Annotated in this window: 13 protein-coding genes and 5 tRNA genes; 6 read left to right on the forward strand and 12 right to left on the reverse strand. The window is 69.6% G+C overall.

Translation table 11 applies throughout. The annotated features are described in order from the left end of the window. Positions 1 to 15: 15 nt before the first annotated feature. The 3 genes from RM704_RS12995 to leuC all read right to left on the reverse strand — a co-directional run bounded on the left by RM704_RS12995 (position 16) and on the right by leuC (position 2,563). On the reverse strand, positions 16 to 246 hold the full coding sequence (locus tag RM704_RS12995) for an SCO5555 family protein (protein WP_033526892.1): 231 nt from the start codon (positions 244 to 246) through the stop codon (positions 16 to 18). Between the two features lie 286 nt (positions 247 to 532). Continuing rightward, the gene (leuD, locus tag RM704_RS13000) at positions 533 to 1,126 is read right to left on the reverse strand and encodes a 3-isopropylmalate dehydratase small subunit (RefSeq protein WP_033526891.1); all 594 of its coding nucleotides are present in this window, start codon (positions 1,124 to 1,126) and stop codon (positions 533 to 535) included. Positions 1,127 to 1,132: 6 nt separating this feature from the next. Further along, complete coding sequence (gene leuC, locus RM704_RS13005) at positions 1,133 to 2,563, reverse strand: 3-isopropylmalate dehydratase large subunit (protein WP_033526890.1); 1,431 nt, start codon at positions 2,561 to 2,563, stop codon at positions 1,133 to 1,135. A 198-nt stretch (positions 2,564 to 2,761) separates the two neighbouring features. Here leuC and ndgR point away from each other — a divergent pair, with 198 nt between their 5' ends. Further along, positions 2,762 to 3,478, forward strand: a complete 717-nt coding sequence (gene ndgR, locus RM704_RS13010) for an IclR family transcriptional regulator NdgR (protein ID WP_020270051.1) — start codon at positions 2,762 to 2,764, stop codon at positions 3,476 to 3,478. Positions 3,479 to 3,742: 264 nt separating this feature from the next. On the opposite strand, the gene RM704_RS13015 is transcribed toward ndgR, so the two are convergent. From RM704_RS13015 to RM704_RS13055, 9 genes are all read right to left on the reverse strand, one after another. Next, positions 3,743 to 3,815: transfer RNA gene (locus RM704_RS13015), tRNA-Glu, on the reverse strand. Positions 3,816 to 3,843: 28 nt separating this feature from the next. After that, positions 3,844 to 3,915, reverse strand: a tRNA-Gln gene (locus RM704_RS13020). Between the two features lie 20 nt (positions 3,916 to 3,935). Further along, positions 3,936 to 4,008: transfer RNA gene (locus RM704_RS13025), tRNA-Glu, on the reverse strand. A gap of 62 nt (positions 4,009 to 4,070) precedes the next feature. Beyond that, positions 4,071 to 4,143 (reverse strand) — tRNA-Glu (locus RM704_RS13030). Between the two features lie 40 nt (positions 4,144 to 4,183). Then, positions 4,184 to 4,255: transfer RNA gene (locus RM704_RS13035), tRNA-Gln, on the reverse strand. Between the two features lie 90 nt (positions 4,256 to 4,345). Beyond that, positions 4,346 to 5,077, reverse strand: coding sequence for an HAD family hydrolase (locus tag RM704_RS13040; protein WP_033526889.1), 732 nt, complete (start codon positions 5,075 to 5,077; stop codon positions 4,346 to 4,348). Positions 5,078 to 5,172: 95 nt separating this feature from the next. Next, positions 5,173 to 6,648 carry a glutamate--tRNA ligase gene (gltX, locus tag RM704_RS13045; RefSeq protein ID WP_078937079.1) on the reverse strand — a complete coding sequence of 492 codons (1,476 nt, stop codon included), beginning with the start codon at positions 6,646 to 6,648 and terminating at the stop codon, positions 5,173 to 5,175. Further along, positions 6,641 to 7,417, reverse strand: a complete 777-nt coding sequence (locus RM704_RS13050; RefSeq protein WP_033526887.1) for a fumarylacetoacetate hydrolase family protein — start codon at positions 7,415 to 7,417, stop codon at positions 6,641 to 6,643. Before RM704_RS13050 ends, gltX begins: the two co-directional genes overlap by 8 nt. Before the next feature lie 204 nt (positions 7,418 to 7,621). Continuing rightward, positions 7,622 to 7,801: a hypothetical protein gene (locus RM704_RS13055; RefSeq protein WP_033526886.1), complete on the reverse strand. Its 180-nt coding sequence runs from the start codon at positions 7,799 to 7,801 to the stop codon at positions 7,622 to 7,624. Positions 7,802 to 8,406: 605 nt separating this feature from the next. Here RM704_RS13055 and RM704_RS13060 point away from each other — a divergent pair. From RM704_RS13060 to RM704_RS13080, 5 genes are all read left to right on the forward strand, one after another. Further along, positions 8,407 to 12,264 (forward strand): sensor histidine kinase, encoded by a 3,858-nt coding sequence (locus RM704_RS13060; protein WP_033526885.1) that lies wholly within the window; start codon positions 8,407 to 8,409, stop codon positions 12,262 to 12,264. A 9-nt stretch (positions 12,265 to 12,273) separates the two neighbouring features. Continuing rightward, positions 12,274 to 12,687 carry a roadblock/LC7 domain-containing protein gene (locus tag RM704_RS13065; protein WP_005479910.1) on the forward strand — a complete coding sequence of 138 codons (414 nt, stop codon included), beginning with the start codon at positions 12,274 to 12,276 and terminating at the stop codon, positions 12,685 to 12,687. 111 nt (positions 12,688 to 12,798) lie between these two features. Next, a complete protein-coding gene (locus RM704_RS13070) occupies positions 12,799 to 13,197 on the forward strand; it encodes a DUF742 domain-containing protein (RefSeq protein WP_009314205.1) in 399 nt (132 codons plus the stop codon). Further along, complete coding sequence (locus tag RM704_RS13075; RefSeq protein ID WP_033526884.1) at positions 13,178 to 13,753, forward strand: GTP-binding protein; 576 nt, start codon at positions 13,178 to 13,180, stop codon at positions 13,751 to 13,753. The genes RM704_RS13070 and RM704_RS13075 overlap by 20 nt, the downstream gene beginning before the upstream one ends. A gap of 399 nt (positions 13,754 to 14,152) precedes the next feature. Next, positions 14,153 to 17,371, forward strand: a complete 3,219-nt coding sequence (locus tag RM704_RS13080; RefSeq protein WP_192829634.1) for a sensor histidine kinase — start codon at positions 14,153 to 14,155, stop codon at positions 17,369 to 17,371. Position 17,372 lies beyond the last annotated feature (1 nt).

A 17,372-nucleotide genomic window follows, 5' to 3' on the forward strand; every position in this document is an offset into this window, starting at 1 on the left:
CGTCATGGAGTTCCTTCAGCGTTCCTCTACGGGCATTCGCCCCTCGTCGAGGTCCGTCGTGAAGCTCTCCAGACGCCTTGCCGCGTCGGCGAGATCGTGCTTGGCCACGGCCGTAATGACCAGCAGCTTCCGGGTCAGCGCCATGCGTACGCCCTCCGGGACTTGCAGTGCGCGCACTCTTGCGTGCGCTTCCTTGAGTTGGCCCGCGACCGCCGCATAGAGCTCGAGTTGGCCGTCGTGTTCCATGCACAGATTGTGCCATCTGGGGCGAGTTGTCGCCTGCGCAGGGGGCAACTGCCGTCTCCCCGGGGCCCGTGGAGCACCCCGGACCGATGCCACACCATGATGCGCGTACCCCGGCAATCACCTTTGTAACTAGGGGAGTTGAAACCTTTCTGCACATGACTTCGAAGGTCCCCGGACCCGGACATGGAGGTACCCCCAACCGTGCACGATTGGGGGTACCTGGGGGTGTCGCGGTGGCTGGATTCCGTCTTGCGCGGCCCGCCCGAAGGGGGTCCGGGCCGACGGATCAGACCTTCAGCGTCCTCGGCTTGTACGACGGCCGCTTGGCCTCGTACGCGGAGATGTCGGCCTCGTTCTGGAGGGTGATGGAGATGTCGTCCAGCCCGTTCAGCAGCCGCCAGCGGGAGTTCTCGTCCAGCTCGAAGGAGGCGGTGATGCCCTCGGCGCGCACCTCGCGGGCCTGGAGGTCGACCGTGATCTCGGCCTGCGGGTCGTTCTCCGTGAGCTGCTGCAGCGCGTCCACGATCTTCTGCTCCAGGACGACCGTGAGCAGGCCGTTCTTGAGCGAGTTGCCGCGGAAGATGTCGGCGAAGCGCGAGGAGATGACAGCCTTGAAGCCGTAGTTCTGCAGCGCCCACACCGCGTGCTCACGGGAGGAGCCGGTGCCGAAGTCGGGGCCGGCGACCAGGACGGTGGCGCCCTGGCGCTCGGGCTGGTTGAGGACGAAGGTCTCGTCCTTGCGCCAGGCCTCGAACAGCCCGTCCTCGAAGCCGTCCCTGGTCACCTTCTTGAGCCAGTGGGCGGGGATGATCTGGTCGGTGTCGACGTTGCTGCGGCGCAGCGGGACGGCCCGGCCGGTGTGCGTGGTGAATGCTTCCATGGCTGTTCAGACTCCAGCGGGCGCGGGGGTGTCGGCGTCGGACAGGTCGGCGGGGGACGCCAGGTGGCCGAGGACGGCCGTCGCGGCGGCTACCTGCGGCGAGACCAGGTGAGTACGGCCGCCCTTGCCCTGCCTGCCCTCGAAGTTGCGGTTGGAGGTGGACGCGGAGCGCTCACCGGGGGCCAGCTGGTCGGGGTTCATGCCCAGACACATCGAGCAGCCCGCGTGCCGCCACTCGGCGCCGGCCTCCTTGAAGACCACGTCCAGCCCCTCGGAGACGGCCTGCAGACCGACCCGCGCGGAGCCGGGGACGACCAGCATCCGTACGCCGTCGGCGACTTTGCGGCCCTTGACCAGTTCGGCGGCGGCACGCAGGTCCTCGATGCGGCCGTTGGTGCACGAACCTACGAAGACGGTGTCCACGGTGATGGACTTCAGCGGCTGGCCGGCCTCCAACCCCATGTACTCCAGGGCCTTTTCGGCGGCGAGGCGCTCCGAAGCGTCCTCGTACGAAGCCGGGTCGGGGACCGAGGCCGAAAGCGGCGCGCCCTGGCCGGGGTTGGTGCCCCACGTGACGAACGGCGACAGAGAGGCAGCGTCGATGATCACCTCGGCGTCGAACTCGGCGTCCTCGTCCGTCTTCAGCGTCTTCCAGTACGCGACGGCCGCGTCCCAGTCCTCGCCCTCGGGGGCGTGGGGACGGCCCTTGAGGTAGTCGAAGGTGGTCTCGTCGGGGGCGATCATGCCCGCGCGGGCACCGGCCTCGATCGACATGTTGCAGATGGTCATGCGGGCCTCCATCGAGAGCTTCTCGATGGCGGGGCCCCGGTACTCCAGGACGTAGCCCTGGCCGCCGCCCGTACCGATCTTGGCGATGATCGCCAGGATCAGGTCCTTGGCGGTGACCCCTTCGGCCAGCTCGCCCTCGACCGTGATCGCCATGGTCTTGGGACGGACCAGCGGCAGGGTCTGCGTGGCCAGCACGTGCTCCACCTGGGAGGTGCCGATACCGAACGCCAGACCGCCGAAGGCGCCGTGCGTCGAGGTGTGGGAGTCACCGCAGACGACCGTCATACCGGGCTGGGTCAGTCCCAGCTGCGGTCCGACGACGTGCACGACACCCTGCTCGACGTCGCCCAGCGGGTGCAGACGCACACCGAACTCGGCGGCGTTCGCGCGCAGCGTCTCCAGCTGGACGCGGGAGACCGGGTCCGCGATGGGCTTGTCGATGTCGAGGGTGGGGGTGTTGTGGTCCTCGGTCGCGATGGTCAGGTCGAGCCGGCGCACCTTGCGCCCGCTCTTGCGGAGACCGTCGAAGGCCTGGGGGCTGGTCACCTCGTGCAGCAGGTGCAGATCGATGAAGAGGAGGTCGGGCTCGCCCTCGGCGCGCCGGACGACGTGGTCGTCCCAGACCTTCTCCGCGAGTGTCCTACCCATCGCTTTCCCTCCGGCCGACGCGGCAGCGTGTCGGCCCAACTAGAGATATCGGAGGTGGCGAGCGCGCGAATCCCCTCGTGGCGCGCGCCGGCCGCCAGGCTCGTCGGTCCGCGAGCCGTTGTTGTTCTGCTTCCAGAGTGGCAAGGTCCACGCGAAATTGAACTTGCGTTTCACAGAGTGAGACGCGAGTATCGTTGCATGGACAACAGTAGCGGCGTCGGCGTTCTGGACAAGGCGGCCCTGGTCCTGAGCGCTCTGGAGTCCGGTCCGGCCACCCTCGCGGGTCTGGTCGGCGCCACCGGACTCGCACGGCCCACGGCCCACCGCCTGGCCGTGGCTCTGGAACACCACCGCATGGTGGCACGCGACATGCAGGGCCGTTTCATCCTCGGCCCCCGGCTGGCCGAGCTGGCCGCGGCCGCCGGCGAGGACCGCCTCCTCGCGACGGCGGGCCCGGTGCTCACCCATCTACGGGATGTGACGGGCGAGAGCGCTCAGCTCTATCGCCGCCAGGGCGACATGCGCATCTGCGTCGCCGCGGCGGAGCGTCTGTCCGGACTGCGGGACACGGTCCCGGTCGGGTCGACCCTGACGATGAAGGCCGGTTCCTCGGCACAGATCCTGATGGCCTGGGAGGAGCCCGAGCGCCTGCACCGGGGCCTTCAGGGCGCCCGCTTCACGGCCACCGCCCTCTCGGGCGTACGGCGCCGGGGGTGGGCCCAGTCCATCGGCGAGCGCGAGCCGGGCGTGGCCTCGGTCTCCGCCCCCGTACGCGGGCCGTCGAACCGAGTGGTCGCCGCGGTCTCCGTCTCCGGCCCCATCGAGCGGCTCACCCGCCACCCCGGCCGTATGCACGCCCAAGCGGTGATCGACGCCGCGGGCCGCCTCTCGGAGGCCCTGCGCCGCACGGGCTGACCCCTCGAAGCTCCCGTCCCACCATGAAGAAGGCCTGCCTCAACGCCGCGGCAGGCCTTTTCTCATGCCGTCCACCCCGACGCGGCCCCACCTCGCGCCGGTGATGCTGCGGCTCGGCTCTCCGTGCGACGCCGAACGCATGGGCCCGTGAGCCGAGTTGACGCACCAGGCCGCCGGTCGGGCCGGGCGCCCCGGCCCTCGCGATCGAGGAGTCGGAGCACATGACGAAGGCCCTCCACCGAAGTGGAGGGCCTTCGTGAAACGTACCCCCGACCGGATTCGAACCGGCGCTACCGCCTTGAGAGGGCGGCGTGCTAGGCCGCTACACAACGGGGGCGTGGAGCCTGCGTTTCCGCAGGTCCGAGCTGGTCTACCTGGACTCGAACCAAGACTAACTGAACCAGAATCAGTCGTGCTGCCAATTACACCATAGACCAATGTGGTTTAGACCAGTCAGTACCCCCGACCGGATTCGAACCGGCGCTACCGCCTTGAGAGGGCGGCGTGCTAGGCCGCTACACAACGGGGGCCCTAGCGATCCTGCATCGAAGTGAGGGGGTGCGACCCGAACTCTCCTCGCGGGAAGGATCTGTACCCCCGACCGGATTCGAACCGGCGCTACTGCCTTGAGAGGGCAGCGTGCTAGGCCGCTACACAACGGGGGCTTCGCGGAATTGATCTCCGCCTGCAGATGAGCTCTGCGAGCTGGCCTACCTGGACTCGAACCAAGACTAACTGAACCAGAATCAGTCGTGCTGCCAATTACACCATAGGCCACTGGAACGCAAGCCCCTGAAGGGATCTTGTTCTAGTTTGCTCCGTCGGTTCCGGCCTTTCGGCCCGCTCCCCGGCGGCGCAGAAAGAACATTACCCGAAGGTGGACGGCGCTCCAAAACGGGTATCGGAGCCGAGGATCGCGGGGAGTTCGGTGAGGGTGGCGATCCGGTGCGGTCCGACCGGCGGGTCGACGGTCGCATGGAGACCGTCGCGATCGATCCAGACGGACAGCAGACCGGCGTCGGCGGCGCCCCGGCCGTCGATCTCCGGGTGGTCACCGACGTACGCGACCTCGTGCGGAGGCAGTTCCAGGGCCTCACAGGCGACGTGGAACGCCTCGGCGGCCGGCTTGTGGACGCCCAGTTGCTCGGCGCACAGCACCGTCTCGAAGCGGTCCCACACGCCGAGGGCGCGCAGCTTGCGCTCCTGGACGGGGAGGCTGGAGTTGGAGAGCACCGCGTGCCGGTGGCTCGCGGCGAGGGCGTCCAGGACGGGCAGGACGTCGGGGAAGAGGGCCCAGGCGCGCTCGTAGTGGGCTACGTACCGCTCGAACCAGGCGTCCGCCTCCGGGTCGGTCAGCGGTTCACCGAGGAAGTCCCGGACGCGGTCGCGCCGGGTCGCCTCCCAGTCGCCCTCACCGGCCGCGTAGCGCCGCCAGTGCAGGCTGGTGAGCTCTTTCCAACGCGTGATCGCCTGATCCACGGAGTCGTAGCCGTGGAGCAGTCCCTCGACGCCCAAGTGGGCGCGCATCCCGGCGCGGTCGGCCGCGGTGTAGTCGAAGAGGGTGTCGTCCACGTCCCAGAGCACGGCCTTGATGTTCATGGAACCGACCGTAGCCCGAGGTCGGCCGCCCTGTCCGGGGGATGCCGAAGGGGCGGCACCCGGTACTCCGGGTGCCGCCCCTCACGCACCGTGCGTCACGCCGCGAGCTTCGCCAGCGCCGCGTCGATCCGTGCCAGCGTCTTCTCCTTGCCCAGGATCTCCAGGGACTCGAAGAGGGGGAGGCCGACCGTGCGGCCGGTGACGGCGACGCGGACGGGGGCCTGGGCCTTGCCGAGCTTCAGGCCGTGGACCTCGCCGGCGGCCAGGACGGCCTCCTTCAGGGACTCGGCCGAGGTCCAGTCGGCGGACTCCAGCTTCTCGCGGGCCGTGCGCAGCAACGCGTCGGAGCCCTCCTTCATGGCCTTCGCCCAGCTGGCCTCGTCCTCGGCGGGCTCCGGCAGGAACAGGAAGTCCACGTTCTCCGTGATCTCCGAGAGGACCTTGAGACGGGTCTGGGCGTGCGGGGCGATGGCCTCCCACCTGGCCTCGTCGAAGTCCTCCGGCGCCCAGGTGGCGAAGGGGGCCTTCAGCCACGGGGCGCAGCGCTCGGTGAAATCCTTCACATCCAGCAGACGGATGTGGTCGGCGTTGATCGCCTCGGCCTTCTTCAGGTCGAAGCGGGCCGGGTTGGGGTTCACGTCGGCGACGTCGAAGGCGGCGACCATCTCCTCGATCGTGAAGATGTCCTTGTCGGCGGAGAGCGACCAGCCGAGGAGGGAGAGGTAGTTGAGCAGGCCCTCGGGGAGGAAGCCGCGCTCGCGGTAGAGGTTGAGCGACGACTGCGGGTCGCGCTTGGAGAGCTTCTTGTTGCCCTCGCCCATCACGTACGGCAGGTGGCCGAAGGACGGCACCTCCTTGGCGATGCCCAGCTCGATCAGCGCCTTGTAGAGGGCGATCTGGCGGGGGGTGGAGGAGAGCAGGTCCTCGCCGCGCAGGACGTGGGTGATCTCCATCAGGGCGTCGTCGACGGGGTTGACCAGCGTGTAGAGCGGGGCGCCGTTGGCGCGGACGATGCCGTAGTCCGGCACGTTCTCCGGGGTGAAGGTCAGCTCGCCGCGGACCAGGTCCGTGAAGGTGATCGTCTCGTCGGGCATCCGGAAGCGGACGATCGGCTCGCGGCCCTCGGCCTCGTACTGAGCCTTCTGCTCGGGCGTGACCTCGCGGCACTTGCCGTCGTAGCCGGAGGGCCTGCCGGCGGCGCGGGCGGCGTCGCGGCGCTCCTCCAGCTCGGAGGCGGTGCAGTAGCAGTAGTAGGCGTGGCCCGCGTTCTTGAGCTTCTGGGCCACCTCCCGGTACGTCTCCATGCGCTGCGACTGGCGGTACGGCGCGTGCGGGCCGCCGACCTCGGGGCCCTCGTCCCAGGTGAAGCCCAGCCAGCGCAGCGAGTCCAGGAGCTGCTCGTAGGACTCCTCGGAGTCGCGGGCCGCGTCGGTGTCCTCGATGCGGAAGACGAACGTGCCGCCGGTGTGGCGGGCGAACGCCCAGTTGAACAGGGCCGTGCGGACCAGACCCACATGGGGGTTGCCGGTCGGGGACGGACAGAAACGTACGCGGACGGAGCCGTTAGCCACGCTTGATCACCTTGTTGGTGAGAGTGCCGATGCCTTCGATGGTGACGGCGACCTCGTCGCCGACGTTGAGGGGGCCGACCCCTGCCGGGGTGCCCGTGAGGATGACGTCGCCGGGGAGCAGCGTCATGGCCTCGGTGATGTTGACGATCAGATCCTCGATGGAGTGGATCATCTCGCTCGTCCGGCCGAGCTGGCGCTGCCCGCCGTTGACGGTGAGCTGGATGGTCAGGTCGCTCGGGTCGAGGTCGGTCTCCACCCAGGGGCCCAGCGGGCAGGAGGTGTCGAACCCCTTGGCCCGGGCCCACTGCTTCTCGCGCTTCTGGACGTCACGGGCGGTGATGTCGTTGGCGCAGGTGTAGCCGAAGATCACGTCCTTGACGCGTTCGCGCGGGACCTCGCGGCACATCCGGCCGATGACGACGGCCAGCTCGGCCTCGTGGTGGAGGTCCGCGGAGAAGGAGGGGTACTGGATCGCGTCGCCGGGGCCGATGACCGAGGTGGCGGGCTTGAAGAAGGCGAACGGGGCGTCGGGGACCTCGTTGCCCAGCTCGCGGGCGTGTTCGGCGTAGTTCCGGCCGAAGGCCACGACCTTGTTGGGGAGCACCGGCGGCAGCAGCCTGACCTTGTTGACCGGGACCTTCGTCCCGGAGAGCTCGAAGTCCGCGAACGGGATGCCCTTGATGATGTCGAGGACGAGCTCGTCCGGCTTGTCGCCCTCGACCGCGCCGAAGGCTACGTTCCCGTCGATGGAGAACCTGGCGATGCGCACGGGATGCTTGCGCCCCTTAACTGAGCTGGCTGGAGTCTGACGGTCCAGGCTAACGCGGGGCGGGGTGCCCGCCTCGCGCATTACGCGGAAGGGGGCCCGGCTCGTGCCGGGCGCCCTTCCGCGGAGCCTTCACGGGAATCCGCTGTTTCTTCACCGGAACCGGCTTGAGTGATCGGCGGATTCCGCGCGTACTTGAGCCTGCAACTACTCCGCCGCCTGGCCAGGGACCGTCATCAGGACCGTCCGGCGGGGGTTGGCGGTCACGGAGGGGAGGTCGACGGAGTGCTCCTGCTCCGGCGTACGCAGGTCCTCGGCGTCTTCGAGGTGGGCCAGGGTCGTGCGCCGGGGGTTGGCTATCGTGCGGAACATCGTCGTCGTCTTCACTGTTGTCCTGGACCTCGTCGTGTACGGGCGCCGGGCGGGCCGCAAGGGCCGTCCCACAAGCGCGGGTTGTCGGATTCGCCATCCCTGTAAAGCGTCAGGCTAAACATCCGATTCCCGGGTCAAGTCGTGAAGAAGGCATGATTGGCGTGTGAGTTTCCTCACTCAGTCATGGGTAAAACGGGCATTCCCGGCCATCAACTCACCCCCGCAAAACGGACATCAGTTACCTGAAGCCCGCATTCCGCTCCTGATCATGGCGACTGGGACACCCTGCTCACACCCCTGGATCGCACGGGTATGTCCGCAATGGACGGAAACAGCTTCCACGCCCGGTGACGCAGTCCTCACATGCTGTCACAGTGAACAGACCGTTACCCATTGGCCTTGTTGGAGATCCGGCACTGTGCTGGAATTCCACGGACCGCCGCAGGATCGTGCCGGCGCGCAGAGGCGCAAGAAACAAGCGCCTGGCGGCGGTGGAAGGGGGAGCCAGCGCCGGTCACTCACGACCACCCAATGGGGACGTATTCAGGGCGCCCCCGAAGACGCCGACACCGTCCCGCCGTTCACTCGGTGGGGCGCCTGGTCCAGAGGTTGCGACGCTAGTGCAGGGACGTTTCAAGAGGGATGGCAGCGCTTCGGCGGAGCCGGAGCCACACATCGGAACCGGCAACGGTTCCTCCCCCCAGCACGCCCAGAACCCGGGTCCGGCTGAGATCGGCGACGGCGGGGAGCGCTCCGGGCGCCCCGGCGCGTCAGTTGCTCCCGTGCCGCCCGGGAAGTCCAAGGGCGGCACCAAGGCGGGCGCCGGAAGCGGCTCCCGAATAGCCCTGCGCAACTGGCGCATCTCCACCCGTCTCGTGTCGCTGCTCGCGCTCCCCGTGGTGGCGGCGACCTCGCTCGGTGCTCTGCGTATCGGCGACAACGTGGACGACATCCAGCAGCTCGACAACATGCGGCTGCTGACCGACATGACGAAGCAGGCGACCGAGCTCGCCGCCGCGCTCCAGCAGGAGCGCGACCTGTCCGCCGGTCCCCTCACGCACGGCCTGGACGCCACCGACTTCACCGTCAAGGGCACCCGGGAGAAGACGGACCAGGCCCGCATCCAGTTCACGGACGCGACCCAGGCCGCCGAGACCGCGAACACCACCGCGAAGATGCCCGGCGTCCGCGACAGCCTCGTCCGCGTGGTGCGCGAGCTCTACAACCTCAGCAGCATCCGCAAGAACGCCTACGTGGACCCCAAGAACTCCACGCAGACGGTCGAGGCCTACCACCGCCTGATCTCCCAGCTGCTGGACCTGTCCACGGACATGGCCGAGGCCACCAGCAACCCGGACATGATCAAGCGGACCCGTGCCCTGGCGGCCTTCTCCTCCGCCAAGGAGTACGCCTCCATCCAGCGCGCGGTCATCGCGGCGGCCCTGCCCGCCACCGACGACAAGGCCGGCAAGCTCTCCGAGAACGACCGGCTCTACGCGAACTCGGCGCTGTCGAACGAGGAGTCGGACCGCAGCACCTTCTCCGACATCTACGGATCCGGTGCCGAGGAGCTGACCAAGCCGATCGACGACGCGAGCCCGACCATCGAGGCCGCCGACGTCTACGCGGACCGGGTGCTCGCCAGCGCCGGCGGTCTGGGCGGCCAGGACAACCGCTCGTACAAGGACTGGACCGACGACTCCTCTGCCAAGATCGAGCAGATGAAGAAGATCGAGGGTTCGCTCCTGGAGGAGATGGAGCAGACCGCTCGCAACCTGCGCGCCGACGCCGAGCAAGAGGCGATCATCTCCGGTGCGCTGATCCTGCTCGTCCTCGGTGTCTCCCTGGTCGGCGCGTTCGTCGTCGCCCGGTCCATGATCCGCTCGCTGCGGCGCCTCCAGGACACCGCGACCAAGGTCGCCCAGGACCGGCTGCCCGAGCTCGTCAAGCAGCTGTCGGAGTCGGACCCCCAGGACGTCGACACCTCCGTCGAGTCGGTCGGTGTGCACTCCCGGGACGAGATCGGCCAGGTGGCCGCGGCCTTCGACGACGTGCACCGCGAGGCCGTCCGCCTCGCCGCCGAGCAGGCCCTCCTCCGGGGCAACGTCAACGCGATGTTCACCAACCTCTCGCGTCGCTCCCAGGGCCTCATCCAGCGTCAGCTGTCGCTCATCTCGGAACTGGAGTCCCGCGAGGCCGACCCGGACCAGCTGTCCTCCCTCTTCAAGCTCGACCACCTCGCCACCCGCATGCGCCGCAACGGTGAGAACCTCCTCGTTCTCGCCGGTGAAGAGCCCGGCCGCCGCTGGACCCGTCCGGTCCCGCTGGTCGACGTGCTCCGTGCCGCCGCGTCCGAGGTGGAGCAGTACGAGCGCATCGAGCTGGCCTCCGTGCCGACCACCGAAGTGGCCGGCCGCGTGGTCAACGACCTCGTGCACCTGCTCGCCGAGCTGCTGGAGAACGCCACCTCGTTCTCCTCGCCGCAGACCAAGGTCAAGGTCACCGGTCACGCGCTGCCCGACGGCCGCGTCCTGATCGAGATCCACGACACCGGTATCGGTCTCTCCCCCGAGGACCTCGCGGCGATCAACGAGCGGCTCGCCTCGCCGCCCACCGTGGACGTGTCGGTCTCCCGACGCATGGGTCTGTTCGTGGTCGGTCGTCTGTCGCAGCGCCACGGCATCCGTATCCAGCTTCGTCCGTCCGACTCGGGCGGAACGACCGCGCTCGTCATGCTTCCCGTCGACGTGGCGCAGGGCAACAAGAAGCCCACCCCGGGCAAGCCCGGCCAGGGCGCCCCGTCCACCGGTGGCCCCGCCGCCGCGCAGGCCGCGGCCGGTGCCGCCGCCGCGCGTCGCCAGGCGGGCAACCAGTCGGGTCCGCCGCTCGGCGGCCCCTCCGCCGGTGGCGGGCTGCTGGGCGGCGCGCCGCAGCGTGGGCAGGTCGGCGCGGGACAGGGTCCGCGCGCCGCACTGCCCGGCAACCCCAGTGGTCCGGGCGGCTTCGGCGGCCCCGGTGGCCAGCGTGGGCCGCAGGGCGGTCCGCCGGTTCCCCCGCAGGGCGGTCGGCCGGCTCCGGCCGGTGCCGGTGCCGGTGGGTTCGGCGGCGGTCAGGCGCCGGGTGCCCCGCAGGGGCTGCAGGCCGCCGGGACCGGTGGTCCGGGCGGATTCGAGAGCTTCGACGACTCCGGGCGCCAGGGTGGCTTCCCGACCGGCTCGGGCCTGCGCCCGGCCGGCGGTCCCGGTGACACCGGTGCGGGACGGCCGGGCGGGGCCGACAACGGCCCGGGTGCCGTGCCGCCCAAGCAGGGCAAGGAACGTTCCGGCAGGCGCCGCCCGCAGCTGCCCGGCCGCGGTGGACCGCGTGCAGAGCTGCCCGGCGGCAACTCCCCCGCGCGGCCGAGCTGGAGCGACGACAACGCGCAGCCGCCGGTGCCGCGCGCCTCGCTGGACACCCCGCGCGGCCACGAGGAGCAGCCGGACGTCACCGCGCCGATGCCGCGCGTGGACCCCCACCAGGCTCCGGGCTCGTCCAACGACTTCCCGCGCTCCCCGCAGGGCGACTTCGACAGTCGGCGCCCCGGTGCGGGTACACCGCAGAACGGCACCGGCTCCTACGTCCGCTCCGACGTGTTCGGCGGTGCCGGTGCTCCGCCGGCGCCCACGGGCCCGTCCCGCGGCGTCCCGCAGGACCCGTCCTCCACCGGCCAGTTCGCCCCGTCGGGCTACGACGGCTCCAGCACGGGCCAGTTCCCGGCTCCGGGCCGGCAGAACCCGCAGGACACCGGCCAGTACGGCATGCCCGGCCGCCAGAACGGCCAGGGCACCGGACAGTTCGGCGGGCCGGGTCGGCAGAACCCGCAGGACACCGGACAGTTCGAGCGGCCGCAGGTCAACGGCGAGAGCTACGGCGCGCCCCGGCCGCCGGTCCCGCCGCAGCGTCCCCCGGTGCCCCCGCAGCGTCCCGCGCGTCCGCAGGAGCCGGAGGCACTGCCCCCGGCCACGGGCCCGATGGACGGCCGTACCCCGCTGTACGACACGCTGGAGACCAACTGGTTCCACGGTCAGGGCGGTCAGAACGACCAGCAGCAGGGCACCAACACCGCGCCGCAGCAGCACACCGCTCCGGCTCCCCAGACTCCGGCCGCTCCCCAGCGTCCGGCGGCTCCCGCCGCGCCGGCATCCCCCACCTGGCGCAGCACTCCGAACGACGACCTGGTCCGCCAGGCCGAACGAGCCCGTCAGCCTTCGGCAGGCGGGGTCACCACCTCCGGCCTGCCGCGCCGGGTCCCGCGCGCCAACCTCGTGCCGGGCACGGCTCAGCAGCAACAGCACCAAACCGGTCCGCAGGTCTCGCGTTCGCCTGACGACGTACGCGGCCGGCTGACCAATCTCCGTCGGGGCATCGCGCAAGGTCGACAGGCCGGCAACGGCCAGACCGGCAGCTTCCCGAGCCCCACTCACCAGCAGGAGCGTTAGTTGAGCCAGATGAGCCAAGCGGCACAGAACCTCAACTGGTTGATCACCAACTTCGTGGACAACACCCCCGGGGTGTCCCACACCGTCGTCGTGTCCGCCGACGGTCTTCTTCTGGCGATGTCGGAGGGCTTTCCGCGCGACCGTGCCGATCAGCTCGCGGCCGTCGCCTCCGGACTCACCTCGCTCACGGCCGGGGCGTCCCGGATCTTCGAGGGCGGGGACGTGGCCCAGACGGTGGTCGAGATGGAGCGCGGATTCCTCTTCCTGATGTCCGTCTCCGACGGATCTTCCCTGGCCGTCCTCGCCCACCCCGAGTGCGACATCGGCCTGGTCGGTTACGAGATGGCGCTGCTCGTCGACCGCGCGGGCGCCGTGCTCACGCCCGACCTGCGCGCCGAACTCCAAGGCAGCTTGCTCCACTGACGCCTGCGGATCAACAGAACTCACCACATCACCGTCCGGCCGACACAGTCCCCCCACCGGCCCCCGTCAGACGGCACGACTGACCGACTTGCTGTCCCGCTCGGAGGATCAATGACCCCGCCCACCGCTCCTCACGATCCGTACGCAGAGCCGTACGGAGACGAGGGCGACCAGCCGCTGGTACGGCCGTACGCCATGACCGGTGGCCGGACGCGGCCGCGATACCAGCTCGCCCTCGAGGCGCTGATCAGCACGACGGCAGACCCCGCGCACCTGATGGGGCTGCTCCCCGAGCACCAGCGGATCTGTCACCTGTGCCACGAGGTGAAGTCGGTGGCCGAGGTGTCGGCCCTGCTGTCCATGCCGCTCGGTGTGGCACGGATCCTGGTCGCGGACCTCGCCGAGGCCGGACTCGTCGCGATCCATCAGCCCGGTGGCGACGAGAACGCCGGCGGCGCGCCGGACGTGACTCTGCTGGAAAGGGTGCTCAGTGGACTTCGGAAGCTCTGAAGCGGGACGGGCCACCACCTCCGCGAAGATCGTGGTGGCAGGCGGCTTCGGCGTGGGCAAGACCACGTTCGTGGGAGCCGTCTCGGAGATCAACCCGCTGCGTACCGAGGCCGTGATGACGTCCGCGTCCGCGGGCATCGACGACCTCACCCACACCGGGGACAAGACGACCACCACGGTCGCCATGGACTTCGGCCGCATCACCCTCGACCAGGACCTGATCCTGTACCTGTTCGGCACCCCCGGTCAGGACCGCTTCTGGTTCATGTGGGACGACCTGGTCCGCGGTGCCATCGGCGCCGTGGTGCTGGTCGACACCCGTCGCCTCGCCGACTGCTTCCCGGCCGTCGACTACTTCGAGAACAGCGGCCTGCCCTTCGTCATCGCCCTCAACGGCTTCGACGGGCACCAGCCGTACACGCCCGACGAGGTCCGGGAGGCGCTCCAGATCGGGCCCGACACCCCGATCATCACGACGGACGCCCGCCACCGCTCGGACGCCAAGTCGGCCCTGATCACCCTGGTCGAGCACGCGCTCATGGCACGGTTGCGGTAGGGCACAGGGGTCGAAGCACCGCGACCGGGTCCAAAAACAGGACCCAAGTCCACAACGTCATACGGCAGTTGTCGTAGTTACACCGGAGCCGGCTGTGTCCTTTGACACGGTCGGCCTCGGCGTTCATAACGTTTCGACAGAGAAATAGGGTGGTACGACCACGCGTCGCGGTCGATCGGTGCCGCTGCGCTCACAATGGCCCCGCTTTTTGCCGGGGCTCGCTCTTTATGACCGTTTTATCTGGGACTTACATCACGCGGAATCGTTGCCTCCCAGTGTTTGGAAGTCCTCAGCGTGACGTGCTGGAATGCCTGAACTGCCCATTAGTCAAAGACGTACTAGGGCGTGGAGTCACCCGCGGCACGACGTAGGTGCCGGCGCCGAGAGGTTGTTGGTCGAGTGAGGCGAAGCAAGAAAGGTCCCGAGCCGTCGGCGCGGGGCAACTTCACCCCGCCGCCGCGCGGAGCGGCACCCGCACAAGTGACCGGACCGGAGCCGACGGCAGTTCCCGCGCCCAGCGGCAGTCGTCTCTCCCCCCGCAACTGGCGTGTACCCACCCGCCTGAACGCGATCCTCCTCATACCCGTGCTGGTCGGCCTGGTCATGGGCGGCTTCCAGGTGAAGGGCTCGATCGACACCTGGCAGGAGGCCAAGGACGCCGAGAAGGTCGCCAAGATCGTGGCCGCCGCCGGTGTCTACGCCGAGGCGCTGCTCAACGAGCGTGACCTCTCCGCCCAGCCGTTGCTGGACGGCGACCGGGACAGCGAGGTCGTCAAGGACGCCCGCGCCTTCACCGACGAGAAGGCCGACGCCTTCCACGCCGAGGTAGTCGGCATGCCGTCCGGGCAGGGCCTGGAGCGCCGGCTGCGCCTGGTCGAGGAGGCCGAACCGCAGCTGGAGAAGATCCGGCAGACCGCCTTCACCCGTGCCGCCGACCCGGTGCAGACCGAAGAGGGCTACGTCGACGTCGAGCACCTCCTGGTGGAGTTCTCCAACGAGCTCGGCCTCGGTACCGGCAACATCACCGCGTACGGCCGTACGGTCTACGCGGTCACTCTCGCCAAGGGCGCCGCCTCGCTGCAGCGCTCGATCGGCACCCACCTGCTGGTCCGACCCAGCGAGGACGAGCAGGTCTTCCGCCGTCAGGTCACCGCGTTCACCTCGTACGCCTACCTGGAGAACATCGCCGTCCAGGAGTTCGTCTCCGGTGGCACCGAGGCCGACGCCGCGCGGCTCGAGTCGGTCATGGCGCAGAAGACCGAAGAGGGCAAGAAGCAGGCGGCCGAGGCCGCCGCGAAGGACCCGGACTACGTCCCGCCGCCGGACACCATGCTGAAGATGATCCAGGCGATCGGCAGCGGTGCCTCCCCCGAGGACCTCGCCAAGCAGGGCGTCACCTACCAGAACTGGATGGCGGCCTCCACGCTGAAGTTCGAGGGCTACAGCGAGGTCGAGAACGACCTGATCAACCGCGCGGTGTCCGAGGCCGGCCAGATCGCCTCCGACGCCCAGCGCGACGCCTACATCAACGGCGCCATCGTCATCGTCGCCCTCCTCGCCGCGTTCATCATCGCCGGGATCATGGCCCGCCAGATGAGCCGCTCGATGCGCCAGCTGCGCAACGCCGCCTTCGGCATCGCCGAGCAGCGCCTGCCGATGCTGGTCGACCAGCTCTCGCGCACCGACCCCGGCCGGGTCGACACCCGGGTGGCACCGATCCCGATCACCTCCACGGACGAGATCGGCGAGGTCGCCCGCGCCTTCGACCAGGTCCACCGCGAGGCCGTCCGGCTCGCCGCCGAGCAGGCCCTGCTGCGGGGCAACATCAACGCGATCTTCACCAACCTCTCGCGCCGCAACCAGTCGCTGATCGAGGGCCAGCTGACCCTGATCACCGACCTGGAGAACAACGAGGCCGACCCGGACCAGCTGGAGAACCTCTTCAAGCTGGACCACCTGGCGACCCGTATGCGCCGCAACGGCGAGAACCTCCTCGTCCTCGCCGGCGAGGAGCCCGGCCGCCGCTGGGACCAGCCGGTCCCGCTGATCGACGTGCTGCGCGCCGCCTCCTCCGAGGTGGAGCAGTACGAGCGCATCGAGCTCTCCGGCGTCCCGGAGGCCGAGATCCACGGCCGTGCCGTGACCGACCTCGTGCACCTGCTCGCCGAGCTCCTGGAGAACGCCACCACGTTCTCCTCCCCGCAGACCAAGGTCCGCGTCACCGCGACCCGTCTCCCGGACGGCCGCGTGATGATCGAGATCCACGACAAGGGCATCGGCCTCACCGCCGAGGACTTCGCGGACATCAACCACAAGCTGGCCAACCCGCCGACCGTGGACGCCGCGATCTCCCAGCGCATGGGTCTGTTCGTGGTCGGCCGGCTGTCCGACCGGCACGGCATCCGCGTCCAGCTGCGCCCCTCGGGCGAGCAGGCCGGCACGACGTCGCTGGTCATGCTCCCCGACGTCATCACCCACGGTGGTGGTGGCGAGCAGCAGCCGGCCGCCGACCAGTTCACGGTCTCGCAGATCATCCCGGAGCAGCACTCGTTCCAGCAGCCGGCCGTGGCCCCGATGCGGACCGCCGCCGAGCTGGGCTTCGACGACAGCCGCTACGAGGTTCCGGACGACATCCGCGACCTGGACCCCGTGGGCCGTTCCCTGATGCGCGAGGAGCGCCGCGCGGCCCTGGAGTCGCAGGCGCACCAGAACCCGCAGCTGCCCGCCGGCGAGGCGCCGCGCTACGGCGACGACTTCCAGTCGCCCGGGCCGTCCTACGACAACGGCGCGACGGGCTATGTGGACCCGCAGCGGTCGTTCGACCAGCAGACGGCGTACGAGGAGCCGCAGCAGCCGTCGTACGACGAGGCGTACTTCGGCCAGGGCAACGGCGTGTCGAACGGCAACGGACACCTCCCGGGCGGGAACGACACGTTCACCGCTACCGGCGGTTACCCCGAGCCCGCCTATGCGGAGTCCGTCCAGGAGGACCACGCGGCGGCCGCCGCGCACTCCCAGGAGACGTACACGGGCTTCGAAGAGCAGTCCTATCAGGACGACTGGCCGCAGCAGCAGGACTACCAGAGCTCGTACCGCTCCGAGTACGCTCCGGAACCGGAATCTTCGCAGGCCGCTGACGTGAAGGAGCAGGACCGCGTAGGCTTCGACCGTCCGGGATCCACCCCTTCCGCCGGCCACGCGCTGACCGACGCCGGCCTGCCCCGCCGCGGCTCCACCGCGAGCGCGGGCGGCACGAGCGCGGGCGCCGCGAACGGACGACAGGATGTGGCCCAGGACCAGCCGACGACGGCCGGGGGACCGAACGGCGACTGGCGCTCCGCAAACGACGAGCGCTGGCAGCAGGCCTCCCAGCTGAAGAAGCCCAAGGCAGGCGGGGTCACCTCCTCCGGTCTGCCTCGGCGGGTGCCCAAGGCCAACCTGGTCGAGGGCGCCGCCACGACGACCCCGCAGGGAGGTCCACAGATCTCCCGTGCTCCCGAGGACGTCCGGGGCAGGCTGAGCAACCTGCGCCGGGGTGTCCAGCGTGGGCGCAACGCAGGCAGTGAAACGAACGGCCAGGGCTTCGGTCCTGACAGCACCTACAACCAGGAGCGTTAGT

This window comes from Streptomyces gottesmaniae (assembly GCF_031845845.1).
In the GTDB taxonomy this organism is placed as follows: domain Bacteria; phylum Actinomycetota; class Actinomycetes; order Streptomycetales; family Streptomycetaceae; genus Streptomyces; species Streptomyces akebiae.